Raw genomic sequence first — 20,668 nt, forward strand, 5'->3', positions numbered from 1 at the left:
GTTGAACATAATGAAAATAATGTTCATAATTAGATTCTCTCACGAGTAAATTTTAGAAAGGTTGGATCAGTATGGGAAAATTCGATGAGATTTTTGACGATGTTGTAGTAAACGCAAAGGCTTGTGCGTCTGCTGTTTCGCAGAAAGCGTCATCGGTATATGATGTGTCTAAGCATAAAATAACAGCCGCTGAAATCAGAGGCGATATTAACAAAAAGCTTCGTGAGCTCGGTGCGCTTACATATAAATCCGAGGTTCACGGCACAGACTATTCACAGCAGATTAAGATTATTGTGTCTGAAATCAGCGATTTAAAGGACAGTCTTAATGCAGTAAATGAACATATTGCCGTTGCAACGGATAAAAGAAGATGTCCCGGTTGCAATGCTGTAATTCCCAATAATTCTGTTTTTTGCAATATCTGCGGTATTAAAATTGACGATATCGGCGATGCGAAAGAAGACTTTGAACTTTGATTTTTATTAATGGGTGATTATTTTTGTCTAAATTAAAAACTAAAAAATACAATGCCGTTGCAAATGCCGAGAAAGACGCTTCTCAAACCTTTGTCAAAGGTGCGGCAATTCTTACTTTAAGTATGGTAATTGTCAAGGTTTTCGGACTTCTTGACAAGGTTATTCTTACAGGTATTTTCTCCGGTGTTTCTTTTGAACAAGCCGTTGCCGGCGGAACAGAAACCGTCAATTTTGCATCTTTCGGTCTTGGTCTTTACAGTAATGCCTATGAAATTTTTGTAGTTATATTTACTGTTGCAACAGGCGGTCTGCCGATAGCAATTTCAAGGCTTGTATCTGAAAGTACAGCTCAAAAACGGTTCAATGATGTAAGGCAGATTCATAAGGTTTCAATACCATTCTTCGTTATTGTCGGCATTCTTTCATTTGCAATTCTTGTCGGTGCAAGCTTTATCTATGTTCAGATTATAGAGTCTCCGTATTCGTTGCTCGGTATGCTCTGCCTTTCTCCGACGGTGTTCTTTGGCTGTCTTGTTTCAATTTACCGAGGATACTATGAAGGTCAGCGCAATATGATGCCGACTGCCGTTTCGGAAATTATCGAGGCAACGATTAAGCTCTTTATCGGTGCATTCCTCGCTTACATCATTGCACACCTCGGTATGAATTCTTATGCTGAGTCAGGCACGGTTTTCGGACTTTACATTGCAAATCAAACCGAGGCTTACCAGACAATCGTTTCATTCTCGGTTGCAGGTGCAATTATGGGTATCACCCTCGGAAGTGCCGCGTCATTTGTGTTCTACATTCTCAAGTTTAAAATTCAGGGCGACGGAATCCCCGAAGAGTATTATCGCAATTCTGTTGAGGCTCGTTCAAGAAGAGAAACTTTTAACAAGATTCTCAAAACAGCCATTCCTGTTGCAATGGGTTCACTTATTATGAGCGTAGGCTCTCTTATTGACCAGGTAATCGTTCAGCGTGTGCTGCTCAATATGATTGAAACCAATCCGCAGGCTCTGCAGGCACAGTACAGTCAGTATTTCACAGCCGATATGTTCTATGCCGACACAAAGACAATCCACACCAGCCTTTGGGGTTGCTACTCAGCCGCCCTCACTTTTCTTCAGCTTGTAACAGCCGTAACACAGGTATTCGGTTCAAGTGCTATGCCGAATGTAACAAGTGCGTGGACAAAGGGCAACAAGGATGAGCTTAAAAAGTCAATTGAAACCGTTATCCGTCTGACAATGCTCTTTACATTCCCGATGGCTCTCGGTATGATGGCACTTTCTTTTCCTGTTATGAGCCTTGTGTACAACGATCCTCTCATTACCGATGTCGGTGGAAGAATACTTCTGATTATGGGCGTCACAACAATCTTTGGTGCGGCGTCAACTCCTGTGTGCAGTATGCTTCAGGGTATCGGCAGGGTTGATCTTCCAATGAAGCTGTACACAGTTTGTATGGCTGTTAAAATCGGCATTACTTGGATGTTTGTAAGCGTTCCGGAAATCAATGTTCAGGGTGCAACAGTCGGTTCAATGATTACCTATGCAATTATGACAATTGTTGGAATGTATCTTCTTATAAGATATTCAAAAATCAAGCCTGATTTGTTCGGTACAACGGTAAAACCGCTTATCGGTGCGATTGCAAGTGCCGCTTCTGCGTTTGGTGTGTATCACCTTATGGACAGCATTATCGGTTCTGCAAGAATGTCAATTGCAATTTCTCTTGCAACTGCAATCATTGTTGCGGTTATCGTTTATATTGCTGTATTGTTGATATTGCGTGCTTTTACGGCAACAGAATTGAAATTTTTGCCGAAAGGTGAGAAAATCGCAAAAACACTTGAAAAATTCGGACTGATTAGGTAAAATATATATCTGTTGCGGTTGTTTCCGCTTTTCAGATAAAATTTGCATGGTCTAATAAGATTATCGGAGATGTCACGAATGAACTTTACAGAAAAAGAAAATTATAATTTTAATGACCTTGTTGAGATAGTAAAAGTCCTTCGTGCACCCGACGGTTGTCCGTGGGACAGAGAACAGACTCACAAGTCAATCCGCTCAAATTTTATTGAGGAAACTTATGAGGCTGTTGAGGCTATTGATACCGATGACCTTGATTTGCTAAAAGAGGAACTCGGCGATGTTCTTCTTCAGGTTGCACTTCATGCTGAAATTGAAAGCGAACAGGGAACCTTTGATATTAACGATGTTTGTGACGGAATCTGCAAAAAGCTTATAATCCGTCATCCTCATGTTTTCGCAGATGTCAAAGCTGACACAACCGAAAAGGTTCTCAAAAACTGGGATGCAATCAAGATGAAAACAAAATCTCAGAAAACTCAGACTCAGGCTATTCTCAGTGTGTCAAAGGCACTTCCTTCACTTATGAGAAGTACAAAAATTCAGCAGAAGGCTGCAAAGGTCGGTTTTGACTGGGAAAATGTTGACGGCGCCCTTGACAAGCTTTTTGAAGAATGTGAAGAACTTAAGACGGCTGTTGAAAATAAAGATAAGGAAAATCAGCGTGAAGAGCTCGGTGATGTTCTTTTTTCAGCGGTAAATGTCGCAAGATTTCTTGATATTGACAGTGAGCATGCACTTTACGACGCCTGCGATAAATTTACTGACCGCTTTTCATCAGTTGAAAGGCTTGCAAATGAGCGCGGAATTGATATGAAAACGGCATCATTATCAGTACTTAATTCCCTTTGGGATGAAGTTAAATTATCTAAGAATTAAATTGGAGGTTTATTATTATGAACAAGACAGAACTTATTGCTGCTGTAGCAGAAAAGAGCGGCATTTCAAAGAAGGATGCTGAAAAGGCTGTTTCATCAACAATTGAAACAATCATCAATACAGTAGCTGAAGGCGAAAAGATTCAGATTGCAGGTTTCGGCACATTTGAACAGCGTCAGAGAAATGCAAGAACAGGTTGTGACCCAAGAACAGGTAAATCAATTGAAATTCCTGCTTCAAAGGTTCCTGCATTCAAGGCAGGCAAGGGCTTCAAGGATGTTGTAAACAAGTAATTTGTTTTCTTTTCGGGTAATGATGCCGCTGTGCGTCATTACCCTATTTTTTATCGGAAGGAAGTGGATTTATGCGACTTGATAAATATCTCAAGGTTTCAAGACTTATCAAACGCAGAACTGTTGCAAATGAGGCTTGTGACGCAGGTAAAATTACCGTAAACAATAAGGTTGCCCGCGCGTCATACGATGTTAAGCTTGGCGATGTAATTGAAATCACACTCGGTTCAAAAAGCGTGAAAGTAAAGGTCACAGATGTAAAAGAGGTTGTTCGCAAGGAAGATGCCGCAACAATGTATGAGGCGGTTGTCTGATTTTATTTTGTCAAATAAAAAGAATAATTTTATTTAATTCTCCGTATAAATTACTGATAACTAATTTGTACGGGGGTTTTTTTATGCAGGAAACGCCAAAGGTTAAGAATCACACAGTAATGCTTGATAACAGGGGAAAGCTTGTCATGACAGGTGCGGAGGATGTGCCGGGCTTCAACGAAGAAACCGTTTCTGTCAAGACCTCATGCGGATGCCTTGTGATTAAGGGTGAAAATCTTCATATTGACAAGCTTAACCTTGAAACGGGTGATGTGTCCATTGACGGCAAAATTAACGCAATGCAGTATTTGGGCAGCGGTGCGTCAAAATCAAAGCTTTCAAAACTTTTTAAGTAGGTGTAATTTTGGAACTGACTTTCTCGCAGCAGACAACGGCTTTTTTGTATTCGCTGATATTCGGCACAGCGGCGGGTCTGTTTTATGATATATTTAAAATTATCAGAATGACATTTTGTAAAAGCAAAATTTCTGTTTTTGTTCTTGACCTTATCTATGTGCTCATTGTGTCGCTTAATTTGTTTATTTTCTCGGCGGCATATATGTTCGGATTTGTCAGAGTGTTTGTAATGTTCGGCTCAATCATCGGTTTTTTGGTTTGCAGACTGACCGTAGGTCGGCTTTTGTCGCTTGTTTATTGTCCGTTGATTTATTTCGGTGAAAGAATTTGTGTGAAAATTTCCCGAAAAATTAAAAAAATTCTGAAAAAGCTATTGAAAAACAGCAACAAGATATTGTATAATGTGAATAAGAATAAAGGTATATTTAGAAACAATGATAATAACTCAGTAGAGAAAGCAGATAGTTTTAAAAATGAAAAAAAGCACAAGGAAAGAAAATAAAAGCACTGCATTTTCTCAGCATCCCGAAGAAAATGAAATCAAGGAGATTACTCCGAAAAAGCGTAAAAAGGGAAGATACATTTTGATATATCTTGCGATTGTAGGCTTTGTATTCTATGCCGTAATTACAATTATCAATCAAAATGTTCAGATAGCCGAGAAAAAGTCTGAGCTTACTGATTTGCAGCAACAAATCAGTGTTGTTGAGATTCAGTCGCAGTACCTCAAAAAGGTACAGGATTACAAGGGTGACGATCTCAAAAAATATATTGAAAAAATAGCTAAAGATGAATTAGGCTATGTCGGTGACGGTGAGAGAATTTTTATCAATGTTGCCGGAGAATAAAAGGGTAGAAATAATTTTAAGGGGTAATAAATTTATATGGCTATTGAAGTCGGAATGATTCTGGAAGGCAAAGTATCAGGTATTACAAAATTCGGAGCGTTTGTTGATTTGCCGGATTCAAAAACCGGTATGGTACACATCTCAGAGGTTGCACCTACCTTCATCAATGAAATCAGTGATTATGTAAAAATCGGACAAGAAGTAAAGGTAAAGGTGCTTGCACTTAATGACGGAAAAATCAGCCTGTCTATGAAACAGGCTCTTCCGAAGGAGCAACAGCATCAGAGAAAGCGTCCTGACAAACCTCAAAGGCAGAATCACAGAAGCAGAGAGCCATACAAGCCCGCTCCGCCCGTAACATCACCGGGTGATTATGAGTGGCAAAGTTCACGCAGAAATGCTCCCTCTTCGTTTGAGGATATGATGTCAAAGTTCAAGCAGACAAGCGAGGACAAGATGTCTGACCTTAAGCGTGGCGGAGAAAGCCGTGGCTACAGCCGCAGAGGCAACGGCAACGGCAGAAAATAAAAATATAATATAAGGGAGGCAGATTTTATGAAAATCACCTACACAGCAAGAAAAGTCAACCTCAGAGATAATTTTAAGGAAAGATGCGAGAAAAAGCTTTCAAAGTTTAACCGTATTTTCTCAGAGGATGCTTCTGTCAATGTAGTTGTCACCCTCGAAAAAAATCGTCAGACTGTAGAAATTACAATCCGTGACAGCGGTATGATTTATCGTGCAGAGAGCACAATGCCCGAAATGAATGATGCACTTGACAAGGTTTGTGATGTTCTTATGCGTCAGATTCGCAAGAACAAAACAAGACTTGAAAAGAAAATTAAATCCGCCGGTATTGAAGATTTAATCATGGAGGCTTCTCAGGCTGAAGAACCGGAGGATGATGATTACAGCGTAGTTCGTAAAAAGCATATACTTGTCAAACCAATTACAGTTGACGAGGCTATTCTTGAGATGAATATGGTAAGCCATAACTTCTTTATGTTTATCAATTCCGAAACCGATGAAATCAATGTTGTTTACAAGCGTGCGGACGGTAACTACGGTTTGCTCGAGCCAACAACCGACTGATTCTTAAAAGCAAGGGGTATCGGTTAATTCCGATGCCCTGTTTTTTTGTGTCTGTATTCCTGTAAAACAGCCGGTTAAATATCGTTTTAAATGATGGAGAAAAATATGAATATGAAATTTTCCGCTCCCTGCATATTCGGTCTTGAAGGACTTTGTGCAAACGAGCTAAGATATCTCGGCGTTGAAAATGTTAATGCCGAAAACGGAAGAGTTACCTTTACGGGCGATTGGTCAACTCTTGCACTCGCTAACATAAACTCACGCTATGCGGAACGAATGCTCATTCTTCTTGCGGAATTTGAAGTTCACACCTTTGACGATTTGTTTGAGGGTGTAAAGGCAATCCCGTGGGAGAATTATATAGGAATTTCCGAGGCCTTTCCCGTAAAGGGAAGATGCTTGGATTCTGACCTGATGAGTGTTCCGAATTGTCAGAAAATCGTAAAAAAGGCTGTTGCAGACCGCCTTTCACAAAAATATATGCTCCCGTGGTTTGATGAAACAGGCGCGCCGCACCAAATCCAGTTCCTCATTCTTCATAATAAGGTTAGCATAATGCTTGATACTTCGGGAGCAGGCTTACACAAAAGAGGCTATCGTGCCGATTCAAATGACGCACCCATAAAAGAAACGCTCGCGGCTGCAATGGTTGAGCTTTCAAGAGTAAGAGCCGATCATTTTGTAACAGATCCGATGTGCGGAAGTGGCACGATTCTTATTGAAGCGGCAATGAAAGCACTGAACATTGCTCCGGGACTTAACCGCTATTTTGCCTGTGAACATTGGAACTGTGTACCGAAAGATATTTTTGAAACAGCAAGAGAAAACGCAAGGCAGAAAATAAGACATGACGCAGCATTCAGGGCAACAGGTTACGATATAGATGATTCAGCCCTTGCAATTGCAAAGAAAAATGCAGAAATTGCAGGTGTAGCCGACAGGATAACATTTGCAAACCGTGATATTAAAGATTTTCAGCTTGAGGACGGTTTTCAGACAATCATCACAAATCCGCCATACGGCGAACGGCTGCTTGATGTAAAATCGGCTGAAAGGCTGTACGCAGTTATGGGCGAGCGTTTCAAAAGAATAAAGGGTAAAAGCTATACCGTTATAAGTCCCGATGATGATTTTGAAAAAATCTTCGGCAGAAAGGCCGACAAACGGCGCAAACTTTATAACGGCACGCTGAAATGTCAGCTTTATATGTATTTTAAATAATTTTATTACATTGCGTCGGCGTAAAAAACAGTTGATTTTCTTTCGTATTTATAGTATGATAGAAAGCGATGACAAAATTTAAGGAGGTATCACAGTTGGACGAGAATAAAGAATTTTTAGCACCTGAAAACGAATCAGAAAGCACCAACACAGATACAACATCAGAAACCACAGAAAATACAGAAGAGTTTGCAGCTTTTGCAGAAAACAACGAAGACACACCTCAGAATATTGATGGGATGTCAGAAGAAGCCGTTGCCACAGAAACAACTCCTGCTCCAAAAAAGAAGAAGTTACTTCAGCTTCCTATCATCATCAGTGTCGTGATTGTGGCGGCTGTTGCTCTTACTCTTTTTGTAACCAAGGCATTTTTTGACACAAGCATTGTAGGAACATGGATTCAATCTGTTCCGATGTCAAGTGATACATCATCAAGTGATGAGGCTGCTAATTTTGATATTTATTACACATTTTATAATGACGGCACACTTGATTTCACAGTGGGTACAATGACATGGAACGGTACATACACAGTTTCAACTGACAAATCGGGAAATCAAACCCTTGAAAGAGTTCTCAACGGCAGTCAGATGAGCTGCAATTATGCTGTTTCGGGAAATATGTTCACAGGCAAAACTCTTGAACTTTATACTTCAACATCAGACGAAAAGGCTGAGCTCAAATCCGGTAATGTTGTTAAGCCTGAACTTAAGGTTGACAAAGATTTTAAGGCAGACGATAAGGTTACAGGCACTTGGACATATGACAACGGTTATACAAAGATGACCTATAAGTTCAATGATGACGGTACTGTTGAGATTAACCAGTCTGACTCCGTCAAGGCTGAGGGTACATATTTAATCAAAAATAAAACAATTATCATAAAGTATTATTATACAGATGAAGTTGAAATGGATGTTGCTTATTCGGTTGAAAAGGACGGACTTAAGCTCAACGATATTCTCTACACAAAGGATGACGGTTCTGCAAAGGCTACTACAGCGGCAGCAACCGAGGCAGCCACAACTTCGGCAAAATAATCTTTTGAACTTTTAACGCAGGGCAACGGCAGATTATCTGCTGTTGCCTTTTTAAAAATACAGTAATATGAGGAGGAATAATATGACGCCGCAGGAAGAATTTATTGAAATCTACAACAAATATATCACAAGACAGGGTGCTGACGAGCTTCTGGAATGGCTCAAAAGAACCGATTTTTTTACCGCCCCTGCAAGTTCAAAATATCATTGCGCCTGTGAAAACGGTCTTGTAATGCACTCCGTCAGCGTATTCAATACAATGATGGAAAAGCACTATGACGAAGAAACCGACAATATTGAAAGTTTTGCAATCTGCGGACTTCTTCACGATTTGTGCAAGGCTCAGTTCTACAAGGTTTCAAGCAGAAATGTCAAGAATGAAAAAACAGGTCAGTGGGAAAAAGTTCCCTACTATGCAATTGAAGATCAGTTCCCATACGGTCACGGCGAAAAGTCAGTTTTTCTTATTGAACGCAAAATGCACCTTAAAATTGACGAGGCTATGGCAATTCGTTGGCATATGGGCGAATTTGGTGACAAGAACAGCAATACAATCAGTCAGGCTTATGACAAATATCCTCTTGCCGTAAAGCTTCACCTTGCAGACCTTGAATCAACCTTCCTCCGTGAAAAAGGAACTTCACAGGTTAATAACAGGTAATATTTTAAACACAGGTGCAGATACTTATTTTACCGATAAATTTATGATATGGGGAAACCAAAATGGATTTTATAACAGCACAGAACCGTGTGGAAGAGCTTACAAAACAGCTTGAATATCATAACAACCTTTACTACAATCAGGACGAACCGGAAATTTCCGACTACGATTACGATATGCTCATGCGTGAACTTGAGAATATTGAAAAGGAATTTCCGTCACTTAAGTCGCCTATGTCACCGACAAACCGAGTCGGCGGTAATGCAGGAGAAAAGTTTTCTCCCGTTACTCATGAGGTTGTAATGGAAAGCCTTCACGACAGTTTTTCACACGAAGAGCTTCGTGAATTTGACGCAAGAGTGCGAGAAACCGTGCCAAATGTACGCTATGTTGTTGAACCTAAATTTGACGGTCTTTCCGTATCATGCGAATATGAAAACGGTGTTTTTGTAAGAGGTTCAACCCGTGGCGACGGCTCTGTCGGTGAAGATGTAACCGAAAATCTTATGACAATTAAAAGTCTGCCAAAGCGTATTCCGAATGCACCCGAATATCTCGAGGTTCGTGGTGAGGTGTATATGTCGTTCAATTCGTTTGACGCACTTACTCGCAGACAGGAAGAAAACGAGGAAAAAACCTTTAAAAATCCACGAAATGCCGCCGCAGGTTCACTTCGTCAGAAAAATGCAAAAATAACCGCTCAGAGAAGTCTTGATATATTCGTGTTCAATATCCAGCAAATCAGAGGAATGACGATTGAAAGCCATATTCAGGGGCTTGACTATCTTACGGAACTCGGCTTTCCGACTGCATTTTACAGCGTTTACGATAATGTTGACGAGGTGATTGAGGAAATTGAGCGCATAGGAAATATGCGTGGAGAGCTTGATTATGCAATTGACGGCGCTGTTGTCAAGGTTGACAGCTTCGCAAGCCGCCGACTTCTCGGTAGTACCGCAAAATACCCTAAATGGGCAGAGGCATATAAGTATCCTCCCGAGGAGAAGCCTACTAAACTTCTCAATATTGAAATCAATGTCGGCAGAACAGGGGTGCTTACTCCTGTAGGCAACTTTGAACCCGTACTTCTTGCCGGAACAACAGTAAGCCGTGCCACACTCCACAATAAAGATTTTATAGATGAAAAAGGTATTTGCGTAGGAGATACGGTTATAATCAGAAAAGCAGGCGAGATTATTCCCGAAGTTCTTTCCGTTAAGGAACACGCTGAAAATGCCGTGCCGTTTGAATTTCCGTCAGTATGCCCGTCATGCGGTAACCCTGTTACACACGATGAGGGCGAGGCGGCAATCCGTTGTACGAACACAGACTGTCCCGCACAGCTGACAAGACATCTTATTCACTTTGTCAGCCGTGACGCAATGGATATTGACGGACTCGGTCCTGCAATTCTCGAACAGCTTTCAGACGAAGGACTCGTAAAATCCCCTGCCGACCTCTACAGACTTAAAGCGGAAGATATTTCAAGCCTTGAACGCAAGGCTGAAAAGTCAGCACAAAATCTTATTTCTTCAATAGAAAAATCAAAAGAAAACGAACTTTTCAGGCTTGTTTTTGCTCTCGGAATCCGTAACATAGGTCTTAAAGCCGCAAAGATAATCTGCGAAAACTTTGCAACAATTGACGATATTATGAGCGCAAAGGCTGAGGATTTTGAAAAAATAGACGGCTTCGGTGCTGTTATGGCAGAAAGCCTTGAAAATTATTTTTCACTTGACGGTACAAAGGAGCTTATTGCAGACCTTAAATCACTCGGATTAAAAATGAAACCGTCACAGCCGAAAAATACAGGCGGTCTTTTTGAGGGCAAAACCTTTGTCCTCACAGGCACACTTCCGACAATGACAAGAAGTGAAGCCTCAAAACTCATTGAACAGAACGGCGGCAAAACAAGCTCATCAGTTTCAAAAAAGACTTCCTATGTCTTAGCAGGCGAAGATGCCGGCAGTAAACTAACCAAAGCCCAAACCTTAGGCGTTACAATAATTTCCGAAGAAGAATTAAAAGAAATGCTGTCAATGAAATAGTTACAATAAATACTTGATACTGTATATATGCTGTTGTATAATTATGGCGAAAGGGGTACTTGAATTGAAAAAATATTTAATTTTAGCTGCTGTAACTTTACTTGCTGTTTTGTTATCTGCTTGCAGCGGAAATGTGAAAAGTAACGATACTTCTGCTGAAAATACAACTACTCAGGTTTCAACCTCGGTTTATGAAACAGTGCAGACATCAAATGCTGAATTGCCGAAAATTTATAATCCGACCAATGTAGAAATCCGTGATAATGAAGATGAAAACAAAGTTATTATTGAGTCATCTCAAATCGAGTATGTGTGTTTGCTTGATGATATTAACGGTATGGTGTTAAATATGAAGCTTACAGCTGACGGAACTGATAAGTTTGCAGACTACACTAAAAATAATATCGGTTCTGCTGTTCGGTTTGTTATTAACGGAAAGACTGTTTCAAAACCGCAGATAAATGCTGAAATTACTGACGGCAATATTAATTTTACAGGTGATTACACTAACGAAGAATATGCTGCTATCTTTAGTGAAATAAAAAGCAAATAAAACAATTTTCAATCCTCCGATTTATGTCGGGGGATTTTTATGTTCATTTATAATTTACAATACTTACTAATGAATATGTATAGCAAATGCTTGACATTGTATATTTAACGATATATAATAATGATGAAAGGAGTGCTTTTTATGACACAGATAAACTTTAGAATTGAAGAAGATATTAAAGAAAATGCAGAAAAAGCATTAAAAGATATGGGACTCACTATGTCTTCGGCAATAACAATGTTTCTTGTTAAGGTTGGTCGTGAAAAAAGAATACCGTTTGAAATAACAGCAGATCCTTTTTATTCAGAAAGCAATATTCGCTATCTTGAAAAAATTGCTGCTGATATTAAAAATGGAAAAGCAACATTTTCTGAACACGCACTTATTGACGGTGAAGACTGATGAAAATTCTTTGGGAATCCCATGCGTGGGAAGATTATGTATATTGGCAATTTTAAGATAAGAAAACGCTAAAGAAGATTAACAGAATCATTACCGATATTTGCCGTAATCCTTTTGAAGGAATAGGAAAACCTGAACCTCTTGTATAATCGCCTGCAAAGGACACTACGAGTAACAGCTTATATTTCAAAATAAAATACTTCAAATCCTCCGATTTATGTCGGGGGATTTTTTTATGCCCTTTTGACATATGACTGTGCTTGTCTGCATAGTATTTATTGTACAAACTCTTTTGGGAGGAATCTAAAATATGCTTGCTGAACAAAACGAAAAGAGATTTACGGCGGCACTCAACTGCCTTTGTAAGAATATTTCACGCAGACTTTTACCGCTTGCGCCTAAATTAGTCGATTCGGTTCAGGAAATCAGACTGCGGCTTTCACGACCGCTTGCACTTGTCTGTCCCGATAATACATACTACTTAACGCAAAACGGCGGACTTAGCAACACAATCCTTGACGGTGCAATGCTTGTTGTTTCAAAAGCCGATATTGTCGATACCTTCAACAACATTTGTAACTACTCCGTGTATAACAGACAGAACGAAATTGTAAACGGCTTTGTCACAATGTACGGCGGTCACAGGGCAGGAATCTGCGGAACAGCGGTTGTAAACAACGGAAAAATTGTGAATATCCGTGATATAACCTCAATCAATGTCCGCATTGCAAGGGAGCATAAGGGTTGTGCGGATTCTCTTTATAATAAGATAATTGCCGTTTCGGGAGGTGTTCTCATATGCGGAGCACCTTGCAGCGGAAAAACAACCGTACTTCGTGACCTTGCAAGACTTCTGTCAACCAAGGGCAAGAAGAATGTTGCTCTGATTGATGAAAGAGGAGAGCTTGCAGGCACGGCATCGGGTAAATTTCAGAATGATATCGGAATGTGTGATGTCTATGATTCATACAACAAGAGTGAGGCAATGCTTCACGCAATCCGCAGTATGGCACCAGAAATTGTCATCTGCGATGAAATCGGCTCAAAAGAAGATATCTACGCCGTTGAAAAATCGGTCAACTGCGGAGTTCGGATAATTTCATCAACGCATTGTGCAAATGAATACGAACTGAAACAGAAAGCAAACATGGTTTCTCTTATGAAAACAGGAGCATTTCAAACGCTTGTGTTTCTGTCAAATCGAACCCACGCAGGTGAAATTGTGAAAATATCGCAGGTAGGTGACAACTTTGCCGTTTAAACTCATAGGATGTTTGCTTGTTGTCTGCACGGGTACAATGATAGGTTTTGTTTTGTCGGGTAGGTTATATAAACGCAGAGATTTTCTGAAATCATTCACGGAATTTATATCATTGCTTGCAACAAATCTTCGCTACAGCGGTGATGATATCTTCACTCTGGTTAATTCCTGTGCAGAAAATTCAAGCCTTGATTTATTGCTTTTTGCAGAATGTGACAGACCTTTTGACGAATTGTGGCTTGAAAGGGTAAAACAATTATCTTCTGAAATACCGCTTTCAAAATCCGATATTTCAATGCTGAACGATTTCGGAGGTCAGCTCGGAAAAACCGATACGGAGGGACAGTTAAAACATCTTGAACTCTACGAGGTGTCATTTTCAAAACAGCTTTCATCAGCCCTTGATGCCATAACAAAAAAATCAAAGCTATATAAAACAATGGGATTTTTTGCAGGAAGTGCAATCGCCCTTATGATGATTTAGAGGTAGTAATGGATGTTGAGCTTATTTTCAAAATTGCCGCTGTCGGCATAATTGTTGCGGTTCTTACCCAACTTCTCATACGAAGCGGTAGAGAGGAGCAGGCAATGCTGACCTCGCTTGCCGGACTTATAGTTGTGTTGACGCTGATAATAACGCAAATCAGCACTCTGTTCAACACAATAAAACAGCTTTTCGGTTTTTAATATGAATATTCTGTCAATTTCCGTGCTTGCAGTTGTGACCGTAATAATCTGCGTAATGCTCAAACCAAAAAATGCGGAAATCTCCGTTATGCTCGGTATAAGCTGTTCCGTTATTATTTTAATCGGCGTGCTTACTCAGGTTTCGGCTATCGTTACAACAATCAATCAAATCATAGCCTCATCGGGAATAAGCGTTGATTACATAGTAATTCTGCTGAAATCAATCGGAATATGCCTTGTCACCGAGTTCGCTGTGAATACCTGCAAGGATTCGGGCAGTCAGTCGCTTGCATCAAATGTTTCGCTTGCAGGAAAAATTATGGTTACGGTAACGGCACTTCCGCTTTATTCAGATATTTTAAAAACCGTGTTGTCACTTGCAGGCAATTGAGGTGAAGAAGTGAAAAAAAGTGTTGTAATAATTACTGTTGTGTTTGTGCTTATCTGTATTTCGTGCATAGGTGCAAACGCTGAGGAAGGTGAAATGATTTATGATATGTCAAATGTTTTTGATTCGCTGTCCGACGATATAAAGCAAAGCCTTCAGAATATGGGCGTTGATTTGGGGGATTTTTCAAAGCTTGCCAACCTGTCTTTTGAAAATGTAATGGGCGAAATCCTCTCGCTTGCACTCGGCAACATTTCTTCACCGCTCAAAGGTCTTGTCAATATAACCGCTCTGCTTTTGCTCTGTTCCGTAATCAGCGCCTACAACGGTTCGCTGTCCTGTGATATTTCAAACTCGCTGAATATAACCGCAACGCTCTGTATAACCTGTGCCGCAGTAGTCCCTGCTGTCGGAGTCATCGCATCAACGGGTTCGGTAATCTGCACCGCATCAAATATAATGCTTGCCTATGTTCCTGTTATGGCTGTAATTATGGCAAGCTCGGGTTCTGTGGCAGGCTCGGCATCATACTATGCTGTGATGATAGGGGCAGGGGAGGGTGTGTCACAGCTTTCATCAAAAATAATCGTTCCTCTGCTCAATATGTTCCTCGGCCTGTCAATAACATCATCCGTATCGCCGTCCGTAAATCTCAGCGGTTTTATGTCAATGATTTCAAAGAGCGTAAAGTGGCTTTTGGGTTTTGCTATGACAATCTTCACAGCCGTGCTGACATTCAGACAGCTTATAAGCGTTTCGGTTGACAATGTTTCAACCCGTGCTGTAAGGTTTACTCTCAATTCATTTATCCCGATAGTCGGTTCGGCTCTTTCGGATGCCTACAAGGTAGTTCAGGGCAGTATCGGACTTTTAAAATCGGGAATAGGAATAATAGTGATTCTGTCCGTTACAATTGTGTTTATGCCTGTGATTTTGCAGGGGGTAATGTGGATGTTCACCCTTTGGATCGGCAAATCAACGGCAGAGGTTCTCAATCTAAACGGTCCGGCAAAACTGCTTGAAAACATATCGTCTGTGTTTTCAACTCTCATAGCCGTTTTGCTGTGCATTATGTCAATTTACATTCTTTCAACGGCGGCGGTAATTATGCTTGGCGGCGGAGGTTCATCATGAGCGGACTTTTTACGGTTGTTGTTGTAATGTGTGCGTCTGCGTTAATATGCTCGCTTGTTCAGACCTTTGTTACAGACGGCAGTACAAAGAAAATCATCAGCCTTGTTTTAGGAGCGTTTATTATCTGCTGTATGGTTGTTCCCGTAAAAAATGCCGTATCGTCATTTAATACCGATATTGAGAAAAAGCAAAATTCTGTTAAAGAAATATCGACAGATGATGAGGCATACAGCAATGCCGTTATAAAGCAGACGGAGATAAATCTTGAAGCTACATTAAAAAATCTTCTTTTACAGAATAATATAACAATCAAATCGTGTGACATAATTTTGAGCAGAGTTGAAAACAACGGCATAATCATAGCGTCAATCAGCATATATATAGACAAAGAATTTGTTCGGTACACAAATCTTGTATCATCAATTGTTTATGACAATTTCGGAATTACACCAAACATTATGACGGAGTGAATTATGGAAGACAAAACAGGTTCAAAGCAGAAATCAATGCTCGACAGTAAAAAAATAAGAAATATTATAATCGTTGTCGGTCTTATCGGTATTGGTTTAATATTTCTTTCAAACTGGGTTGATTTCGGTTCTTTGACATCAGGAAAAGGAGATGAAGCATTTTCCGTAAAAACATACAGCACAAAAATAGAAAATGATTTGCAGACGGTGATTTCAAAAATTGAGGGAGCAGGCAAGACGGAAGTTTTGCTTACAATGGAAAATTCCGTTGAATATGTTTATCTTGACAACAGTACCACAAAAACAAAGGAAATTGAACCCTTGATAAGAGGTGTGCTTGTAGTGTGTGAAGGCGGTGATGATCCTGTTGTGGTTGAGCGTGTCACCGATGCAGTCACAAAAGCGCTTGATATTTCAACAGCAAAAGTATGTATTACAAAATTATCAGAATAAAGGTCGGGAGTAATATGAAATCTAAGAAAAAATATATCGTTTTTGCATCACTTGTGCTTGCACTTTCGGCAGCAGTGTACATAAACTGGCAGCTTTCGGGAGCTAAAACTCCCAAAAGTGCCAAAGAACTCGGTGCGGCATCATATGTCAGTGCAACCGCTTCGGCGTCGGATGATGAGGTACAGCAGACAGCTGCACTTTCAAACGAGAGCAAAAGCTATTTTTCAGCCGAAAGGACAAAGCGGCAGGCAACTCAGGATAAAATAATTGATGATGCAAAAGAAATTTTTAATCTTGAAAGCTCGTCTGATGCCGACAAAAGTGAGGCTGAAAAGAATGTTGAAGAGCTTCTCAAAACCTTTACAATTCAGGACAGCATTGAAAGTATTGTCAAAGCCAAAGGATTTTCAGAATGCCTTTGCTATATAAGCGACCAAGGTGTGTCGGTAATTGTTCCGAAATCTCAGCTTGACGATACATCTGTTCTGATTATTGACGATGCCGTGGTTACTCATTATGAGGTTGATTATGACGATATATCGGTAATAGGAGCATAAATTCTATGGCTGTGAAGAACGAAGTCTTAGACTTCATTTTTCGCAGCCACAACTGTATAACAGTAATTTTGCAACATCATATAAGAATATATAAATTGAGATATAAATTGAGTTACACCTATTTATGCAGAAAATTAACTTCTGCACATTATTTTATATTTATCAAAATTTATGCTTGACAAACGAATATGTTTGTAATATAATGTTCAGGTAAACAAAGCAAAGCAGAAATGCTTTCACCTGTGGGGTGTCGTCTGCACGGGTCAATACCAAAGTTGTTTTAGTATTGTAATGCGGACGGAGTGTTTCTGTCCGCATTTATTGTTTTATCAGACTTTGGAGGTGTTTACCCATCAGCAAGAAAGAAATTCAGATTAACGAAGAAATCCGTGACAAAGAGTTAAGAATTATTGGCTCTGATGGTCAGCAGCTTGGCATTATGTCAGCTAAAGAAGCTCTTGATTTGGCAGAACAGAAGAACCTTGACTTGGTTAAAATTGCTCCGCAGAGCAATCCTCCTGTATGCAAAATTATGGATTACGGAAAGTACCGTTTTGAGCAGGCTAAAAGGGAAAAGGAAGCAAGAAAAAATCAGAGAGTTGTTGATATTAAAGAAGTAAGACTTTCTCTTAACATTGATACACATGATTTTAACACAAAGCTTAATAACGCTCTTAAGTTTATCAAACACGGCGATAAGGTTAAGGTTTCAATTCGATTCAGAGGCCGCGAAATGGGTCATCCCGAAATCGGTCTTGAAACAATGAAACGATTTGCTGATGCTTGCAGTGAAACAGCTGTTGTCGAAAAGCCTGCAAAGCTTGAAGGCAGAAATATGCTTATGTTTCTTGCGCCAAAGACTAATAAGTAATTAAAGCTAAGGAGGATACTAATATGCCTAAAATTAAAACTCACAGCGGTGCCAAAAAGAGATTCAAACTTTCTAAGAATGGTAAGGTTATCCGTGCTCACGCTAACAAAAGTCACATCTTGAACAAGAAGACAACAAAGCGTAAAAGAGGTCTTCGTCAGACTGTTGCTGCAGATAAGACAAATACAGCTCAGATCAAGCGTCTTATTCCTTACAAATAATCACTGAGGACTACTAACTAACATATACGGAGGTAATATATAATGGCACGAGTAAAAGGTGCGATGATGACTCGCAAAAGAAGAAAAAAGACATTAAAGCTTGCTAAGGGCTACTGGGGTGCAAAATCAAGACACTTTAAAATGGCTAAACAGGCTGTTATGAAGTCCGGCAACTATGCATATATCGGTCGTAAGCAGAGAAAAAGAGATTTCCGTCGTCTTTGGATCACTCGTATTTCAGCCGCTTGCAAGGCGAACGGCACAAACTATTCAACTTTTATGAACGGCTTGAAGAAAGCTGGCATTGCTCTTAACCGTAAGATGCTCTCTGAAATTGCAATTTCAGACCCTGCTGCTTTTACTTCACTTGTTGAACAGGCTAAAAACGCTTAATTTAACTTACTTTGTAATTGCGTTTGGGTTATCCCAAACGCAATTGTTTTTTACAAGGATTTGGACGGTTTTATGACTATACTTTCAAGCAAGGATAATTCTAACATAAAAAATGCCGTAAGGCTCAGAAAAAGTGCAAAACACAGGCGTGAATCCGGACTTTTTATTGCAGAGGGTGTTCGCATTTGTATAGATGCAATGCTCAGCAAAGCAGATATAGATACCTTTTTTGCAAGCGAAAAGGCTGCGGCAAAATATGCCTATGAATTTGAACAATTGCGAAAATATTCGGCTAAAGCCTTTGTTGTGTCTGATAAAATATTCAATCAAATCTGCGATACCGAGTCACCGCAAGGTTTTCTTTGTGTAATAAAAGCACTTGACAAAAGCGGCTCTTTTGATAAAATAAAAACTGGTGACAAATTTTTGGCACTTGATAATTTGCAGGATCCAAGCAATTTGGGTACGATTTTAAGAACTGCCGAGGCTTTAAATGTTACGGGAGTTGTTCTTTCTGACGATTGTTGTGATATTTACAGCCCAAAGGTTGTACGGGGCAGTATGGGTGCTGTTTTCAGACTTCCTTTTGTTGTTTCAACCTCAATTGCGGAGTATTTGAATACCCATTCCGAGCTTGAATCGTATGCGGCAGTTGTGTCTTCATCTGCTGATAAGATTACAGAAACCTCTTTTGCTTCGCCTTGTATTGTTGCCGTAGGCAACGAGGGCAACGGACTTAAAGAGGATACAATAAGTGCCTGTAAGCATAAAATTACTATTCCTATGACAGGAAGAGCAGAGTCTCTCAATGCCGCCGTTGCGGCGTCAATAATAATGTGGGAAATGATGAAATGATTTCGCGAAATGCCTGTTACTGGATTTGGATTACACTTTCGATAGGCTATAATAATCCAAAGGTAAAGAGAATATCCGAAATGTATTCCGATGTGTCTGCCTTTTATTACGGCGGTATCTCGGAATGGCGTCTTTGCGGAATTTTCTCACAGAGAGAACTTGAAAAATTTTCTTCAACAAGGCTTGAAGACGCTCAGAAAATCATAGACAGGTGCATTGAATGTAATTACTCGATAATATGTATTGATGATAAGTTGTTTCCAACCTGCCTTTATAATATCGAATGTCCCCCTGCCCTAATATATGTAAACGGCACTATGCCTGATGTTGACAATACTTTTTCAATCGGTATTGTCGGTACGCGCAGAGCAACTAAGTATGGAATAGAAAATTCCTACCGCTTTGCATATGCACTTTCAAAATACGGGACAATTATAGTCAGCGGAGGCGCATTGGGTGTTGACGGCGCGTCACACCGAGGAGCTCTTGCAACAGACGGAATTACAATTTGTGTCAGAGGGTGCGGACTTAATTGTTCATATCTCAGGGAAAATTCAGATATCAGAAGCACAATTCCAAAACGGGGTGCAGTAATCTCGGAATATCCGCCTGATGAAACACCGAGGAATTACTATTTTCCTGCCCGCAACAGAATTATAGCCGCCCTGTCTGACGGCTTGCTTGTTATGGAAGCAGGAAAGAAGAGCGGTTCGCTGATTACCGCTAATCTTGCCGCAGAACAAGGCAAAACGATTTTCGCTTTACTCGGCAATAACAGCCCTCAAAACGAAGGCTCAAACACTCTTATAAAAGAAGGTCTTGCAATACCTGTTACGGATTTTATGGATATACTCTGTGAATTTGATAATCTGTATGCAACCGATGATGAGCTTGATATTGATAATATTTCTCTTGCCGATACCGGCAATTTTCCTGTAAAGGGCATAAGAAAGCAAGCTCCTGCAAGAATTTATGTCAATAAACAAAACGATGAACAGACTGTTGTAACAGAAAAATCAACTGTTCCTAAAAATGCGGAAGCTGCCGCGTCAAAGCCTGTTCATAAAGAAAACTTAAATTTGCCCCAAACAGCTCAGGATGTGTATGAATACATCGGCAATGAGCCTGTGCATATAGATAAAATTTCAGCCGATTTGAACATTCCTGTGTTCAAGGTGCTGACAGCCCTTACCATGCTTGAAATGAAAGGTCTTGTTTCGGCATTGCAGGGAAGAAATTACATTTTAAAATGATATTTATCGAATAGCTTTATTCGTTAATCTATATTCTGTTGTCCTTGAAGAATGCAATGTGTAA

Annotated in this window: 29 protein-coding genes and 1 pseudogene; all 30 read left to right on the forward strand. The window is 40.0% G+C overall.

Annotated features, from left to right (window positions below; all coding sequences use genetic code 11):
* The first annotated feature begins 71 nt into the window (after positions 1 to 71).
* The 30 genes and pseudogenes from RBATCC27255_RS08340 (at position 72) to dprA (ending at position 20,604) form a co-directional block, all read left to right on the forward strand.
* Positions 72 to 476, forward strand: a complete 405-nt coding sequence (locus RBATCC27255_RS08340) for a zinc ribbon domain-containing protein (RefSeq protein ID WP_101029562.1) — start codon at positions 72 to 74, stop codon at positions 474 to 476.
* 23 nt (positions 477 to 499) lie between these two features.
* Positions 500 to 2,356 carry a putative polysaccharide biosynthesis protein gene (locus RBATCC27255_RS08345; protein ID WP_101029563.1) on the forward strand — a complete coding sequence of 619 codons (1,857 nt, stop codon included), beginning with the start codon at positions 500 to 502 and terminating at the stop codon, positions 2,354 to 2,356.
* Positions 2,357 to 2,434: 78 nt separating this feature from the next.
* Entirely contained in the window at positions 2,435 to 3,232 is a 798-nt protein-coding gene (mazG, locus tag RBATCC27255_RS08350; RefSeq protein WP_101029564.1) for a nucleoside triphosphate pyrophosphohydrolase, read from the forward strand.
* A gap of 17 nt (positions 3,233 to 3,249) precedes the next feature.
* Positions 3,250 to 3,525 carry an HU family DNA-binding protein gene (locus RBATCC27255_RS08355; RefSeq protein ID WP_101029565.1) on the forward strand — a complete coding sequence of 92 codons (276 nt, stop codon included), beginning with the start codon at positions 3,250 to 3,252 and terminating at the stop codon, positions 3,523 to 3,525.
* 71 nt (positions 3,526 to 3,596) lie between these two features.
* The gene (locus RBATCC27255_RS08360; RefSeq protein ID WP_101029566.1) at positions 3,597 to 3,839 is read left to right on the forward strand and encodes an RNA-binding S4 domain-containing protein; all 243 of its coding nucleotides are present in this window, start codon (positions 3,597 to 3,599) and stop codon (positions 3,837 to 3,839) included.
* Positions 3,840 to 3,922: 83 nt separating this feature from the next.
* Complete coding sequence (gene yabP, locus RBATCC27255_RS08365) at positions 3,923 to 4,195, forward strand: sporulation protein YabP (protein WP_101029567.1); 273 nt, start codon at positions 3,923 to 3,925, stop codon at positions 4,193 to 4,195.
* Positions 4,196 to 4,203: 8 nt separating this feature from the next.
* Positions 4,204 to 4,698 carry a spore cortex biosynthesis protein YabQ gene (gene yabQ / locus RBATCC27255_RS08370; RefSeq protein ID WP_169923305.1) on the forward strand — a complete coding sequence of 165 codons (495 nt, stop codon included), beginning with the start codon at positions 4,204 to 4,206 and terminating at the stop codon, positions 4,696 to 4,698.
* Positions 4,670 to 5,044 carry an FtsB family cell division protein gene (locus tag RBATCC27255_RS08375; RefSeq protein ID WP_101029569.1) on the forward strand — a complete coding sequence of 125 codons (375 nt, stop codon included), beginning with the start codon at positions 4,670 to 4,672 and terminating at the stop codon, positions 5,042 to 5,044. The genes yabQ and RBATCC27255_RS08375 overlap by 29 nt, the downstream gene beginning before the upstream one ends.
* A 36-nt stretch (positions 5,045 to 5,080) precedes the next feature.
* Positions 5,081 to 5,572, forward strand: a complete 492-nt coding sequence (locus RBATCC27255_RS08380) for a S1 RNA-binding domain-containing protein (RefSeq protein WP_101029570.1) — start codon at positions 5,081 to 5,083, stop codon at positions 5,570 to 5,572.
* Between the two features lie 27 nt (positions 5,573 to 5,599).
* Positions 5,600 to 6,136, forward strand: a complete 537-nt coding sequence (hpf, locus tag RBATCC27255_RS08385) for a ribosome hibernation-promoting factor, HPF/YfiA family (protein WP_101029571.1) — start codon at positions 5,600 to 5,602, stop codon at positions 6,134 to 6,136.
* Between the two features lie 105 nt (positions 6,137 to 6,241).
* Complete coding sequence (locus RBATCC27255_RS08390) at positions 6,242 to 7,357, forward strand: THUMP domain-containing class I SAM-dependent RNA methyltransferase (protein WP_101029572.1); 1,116 nt, start codon at positions 6,242 to 6,244, stop codon at positions 7,355 to 7,357.
* 95 nt (positions 7,358 to 7,452) lie between these two features.
* Entirely contained in the window at positions 7,453 to 8,397 is a 945-nt protein-coding gene (locus RBATCC27255_RS08395) for a DUF5640 domain-containing protein (RefSeq protein ID WP_101029573.1), read from the forward strand.
* A gap of 82 nt (positions 8,398 to 8,479) precedes the next feature.
* Positions 8,480 to 9,058, forward strand: coding sequence for a hypothetical protein (locus RBATCC27255_RS08400; RefSeq protein ID WP_015524032.1), 579 nt, complete (start codon positions 8,480 to 8,482; stop codon positions 9,056 to 9,058).
* 62 nt (positions 9,059 to 9,120) lie between these two features.
* The gene (gene ligA / locus RBATCC27255_RS08405; RefSeq protein ID WP_101029574.1) at positions 9,121 to 11,106 is read left to right on the forward strand and encodes an NAD-dependent DNA ligase LigA; all 1,986 of its coding nucleotides are present in this window, start codon (positions 9,121 to 9,123) and stop codon (positions 11,104 to 11,106) included.
* A gap of 133 nt (positions 11,107 to 11,239) precedes the next feature.
* Positions 11,240 to 11,659 carry a SecDF P1 head subdomain-containing protein gene (locus RBATCC27255_RS08410; RefSeq protein WP_169923306.1) on the forward strand — a complete coding sequence of 140 codons (420 nt, stop codon included), beginning with the start codon at positions 11,240 to 11,242 and terminating at the stop codon, positions 11,657 to 11,659.
* Positions 11,660 to 11,800: 141 nt separating this feature from the next.
* On the forward strand, positions 11,801 to 12,061 hold the full coding sequence (locus tag RBATCC27255_RS08415; RefSeq protein WP_101029576.1) for a type II toxin-antitoxin system RelB/DinJ family antitoxin: 261 nt from the start codon (positions 11,801 to 11,803) through the stop codon (positions 12,059 to 12,061).
* 68 nt (positions 12,062 to 12,129) lie between these two features.
* Positions 12,130 to 12,210, forward strand: a pseudogene (locus RBATCC27255_RS10810) (type II toxin-antitoxin system YoeB family toxin); the annotation flags it as partial.
* Positions 12,211 to 12,371: 161 nt separating this feature from the next.
* On the forward strand, positions 12,372 to 13,322 hold the full coding sequence (locus tag RBATCC27255_RS08425; RefSeq protein WP_101029577.1) for a Flp pilus assembly complex ATPase component TadA: 951 nt from the start codon (positions 12,372 to 12,374) through the stop codon (positions 13,320 to 13,322).
* Positions 13,312 to 13,806, forward strand: a complete 495-nt coding sequence (locus RBATCC27255_RS08430) for a stage III sporulation protein AB (RefSeq protein ID WP_101029578.1) — start codon at positions 13,312 to 13,314, stop codon at positions 13,804 to 13,806. The genes RBATCC27255_RS08425 and RBATCC27255_RS08430 overlap by 11 nt, the downstream gene beginning before the upstream one ends.
* 8 nt (positions 13,807 to 13,814) lie before the next feature.
* The gene (gene spoIIIAC, locus RBATCC27255_RS08435; RefSeq protein ID WP_015524029.1) at positions 13,815 to 14,009 is read left to right on the forward strand and encodes a stage III sporulation protein AC; all 195 of its coding nucleotides are present in this window, start codon (positions 13,815 to 13,817) and stop codon (positions 14,007 to 14,009) included.
* A gap of 1 nt (position 14,010) precedes the next feature.
* The gene (locus tag RBATCC27255_RS08440; RefSeq protein WP_101029579.1) at positions 14,011 to 14,400 is read left to right on the forward strand and encodes a SpoIIIAC/SpoIIIAD family protein; all 390 of its coding nucleotides are present in this window, start codon (positions 14,011 to 14,013) and stop codon (positions 14,398 to 14,400) included.
* A gap of 9 nt (positions 14,401 to 14,409) precedes the next feature.
* Positions 14,410 to 15,531 carry a stage III sporulation protein AE gene (locus tag RBATCC27255_RS08445; RefSeq protein WP_101029580.1) on the forward strand — a complete coding sequence of 374 codons (1,122 nt, stop codon included), beginning with the start codon at positions 14,410 to 14,412 and terminating at the stop codon, positions 15,529 to 15,531.
* The gene (locus tag RBATCC27255_RS08450) at positions 15,528 to 16,001 is read left to right on the forward strand and encodes a stage III sporulation protein AF (RefSeq protein WP_101029581.1); all 474 of its coding nucleotides are present in this window, start codon (positions 15,528 to 15,530) and stop codon (positions 15,999 to 16,001) included. The genes RBATCC27255_RS08445 and RBATCC27255_RS08450 overlap by 4 nt, the downstream gene beginning before the upstream one ends.
* Before the next feature lie 3 nt (positions 16,002 to 16,004).
* The gene (locus RBATCC27255_RS08455; protein ID WP_101029582.1) at positions 16,005 to 16,454 is read left to right on the forward strand and encodes a hypothetical protein; all 450 of its coding nucleotides are present in this window, start codon (positions 16,005 to 16,007) and stop codon (positions 16,452 to 16,454) included.
* Positions 16,455 to 16,468: 14 nt separating this feature from the next.
* Positions 16,469 to 17,011 carry a SpoIIIAH-like family protein gene (locus RBATCC27255_RS08460; RefSeq protein ID WP_046432207.1) on the forward strand — a complete coding sequence of 181 codons (543 nt, stop codon included), beginning with the start codon at positions 16,469 to 16,471 and terminating at the stop codon, positions 17,009 to 17,011.
* Between the two features lie 328 nt (positions 17,012 to 17,339).
* Positions 17,340 to 17,882 (forward strand): translation initiation factor IF-3, encoded by a 543-nt coding sequence (gene infC / locus RBATCC27255_RS08465; protein WP_021883974.1) that lies wholly within the window; start codon positions 17,340 to 17,342, stop codon positions 17,880 to 17,882.
* Between the two features lie 23 nt (positions 17,883 to 17,905).
* A complete protein-coding gene (gene rpmI, locus RBATCC27255_RS08470) occupies positions 17,906 to 18,103 on the forward strand; it encodes a 50S ribosomal protein L35 (protein ID WP_015523787.1) in 198 nt (65 codons plus the stop codon).
* Between the two features lie 42 nt (positions 18,104 to 18,145).
* Positions 18,146 to 18,496: a 50S ribosomal protein L20 gene (gene rplT / locus RBATCC27255_RS08475; RefSeq protein WP_015523788.1), complete on the forward strand. Its 351-nt coding sequence runs from the start codon at positions 18,146 to 18,148 to the stop codon at positions 18,494 to 18,496.
* A 60-nt stretch (positions 18,497 to 18,556) separates the two neighbouring features.
* Positions 18,557 to 19,351, forward strand: coding sequence for a TrmH family RNA methyltransferase (locus tag RBATCC27255_RS08480; RefSeq protein ID WP_242958622.1), 795 nt, complete (start codon positions 18,557 to 18,559; stop codon positions 19,349 to 19,351).
* Positions 19,333 to 20,604, forward strand: a complete 1,272-nt coding sequence (dprA, locus tag RBATCC27255_RS08485) for a DNA-processing protein DprA (protein ID WP_169923307.1) — start codon at positions 19,333 to 19,335, stop codon at positions 20,602 to 20,604. The genes RBATCC27255_RS08480 and dprA overlap by 19 nt, the downstream gene beginning before the upstream one ends.
* The last annotated feature ends 64 nt before the right edge of the window (positions 20,605 to 20,668 follow it).

Source organism: Ruminococcus bromii (assembly GCF_002834225.1).
Classification (GTDB): domain Bacteria; phylum Bacillota; class Clostridia; order Oscillospirales; family Acutalibacteraceae; genus Ruminococcoides; species Ruminococcoides bromii.

Bases quoted from the DNA above. Each gene is read 5' to 3' on its own strand.
- RBATCC27255_RS08340 (WP_101029562.1), top strand. From the start codon at position 72: ATGGGAAAATTCGATGAGATTTTTGACGATGTTGTAGTAAACGCAAAG.
- mazG (WP_101029564.1), top strand. From the start codon at position 2,435: ATGAACTTTACAGAAAAAGAAAATTATAATTTTAATGACCTTGTTGAG.
- RBATCC27255_RS08355 (WP_101029565.1), top strand. From the start codon at position 3,250: ATGAACAAGACAGAACTTATTGCTGCTGTAGCAGAAAAGAGCGGCATT.
- RBATCC27255_RS08360 (WP_101029566.1), top strand. From the start codon at position 3,597: ATGCGACTTGATAAATATCTCAAGGTTTCAAGACTTATCAAACGCAGA.
- yabP (WP_101029567.1), top strand. From the start codon at position 3,923: ATGCAGGAAACGCCAAAGGTTAAGAATCACACAGTAATGCTTGATAAC.
- RBATCC27255_RS08375 (WP_101029569.1), top strand. From the start codon at position 4,670: ATGAAAAAAAGCACAAGGAAAGAAAATAAAAGCACTGCATTTTCTCAG.
- RBATCC27255_RS08380 (WP_101029570.1), top strand. From the start codon at position 5,081: ATGGCTATTGAAGTCGGAATGATTCTGGAAGGCAAAGTATCAGGTATT.
- hpf (WP_101029571.1), top strand. From the start codon at position 5,600: ATGAAAATCACCTACACAGCAAGAAAAGTCAACCTCAGAGATAATTTT.
- RBATCC27255_RS08390 (WP_101029572.1), top strand. From the start codon at position 6,242: ATGAATATGAAATTTTCCGCTCCCTGCATATTCGGTCTTGAAGGACTT.
- RBATCC27255_RS08400 (WP_015524032.1), top strand. From the start codon at position 8,480: ATGACGCCGCAGGAAGAATTTATTGAAATCTACAACAAATATATCACA.
- ligA (WP_101029574.1), top strand. From the start codon at position 9,121: ATGGATTTTATAACAGCACAGAACCGTGTGGAAGAGCTTACAAAACAG.
- RBATCC27255_RS08415 (WP_101029576.1), top strand. From the start codon at position 11,801: ATGACACAGATAAACTTTAGAATTGAAGAAGATATTAAAGAAAATGCA.
- RBATCC27255_RS08425 (WP_101029577.1), top strand. From the start codon at position 12,372: ATGCTTGCTGAACAAAACGAAAAGAGATTTACGGCGGCACTCAACTGC.
- spoIIIAC (WP_015524029.1), top strand. From the start codon at position 13,815: ATGGATGTTGAGCTTATTTTCAAAATTGCCGCTGTCGGCATAATTGTT.
- RBATCC27255_RS08440 (WP_101029579.1), top strand. From the start codon at position 14,011: ATGAATATTCTGTCAATTTCCGTGCTTGCAGTTGTGACCGTAATAATC.
- RBATCC27255_RS08450 (WP_101029581.1), top strand. From the start codon at position 15,528: ATGAGCGGACTTTTTACGGTTGTTGTTGTAATGTGTGCGTCTGCGTTA.
- RBATCC27255_RS08455 (WP_101029582.1), top strand. From the start codon at position 16,005: ATGGAAGACAAAACAGGTTCAAAGCAGAAATCAATGCTCGACAGTAAA.
- RBATCC27255_RS08460 (WP_046432207.1), top strand. From the start codon at position 16,469: ATGAAATCTAAGAAAAAATATATCGTTTTTGCATCACTTGTGCTTGCA.
- rpmI (WP_015523787.1), top strand. From the start codon at position 17,906: ATGCCTAAAATTAAAACTCACAGCGGTGCCAAAAAGAGATTCAAACTT.
- rplT (WP_015523788.1), top strand. From the start codon at position 18,146: ATGGCACGAGTAAAAGGTGCGATGATGACTCGCAAAAGAAGAAAAAAG.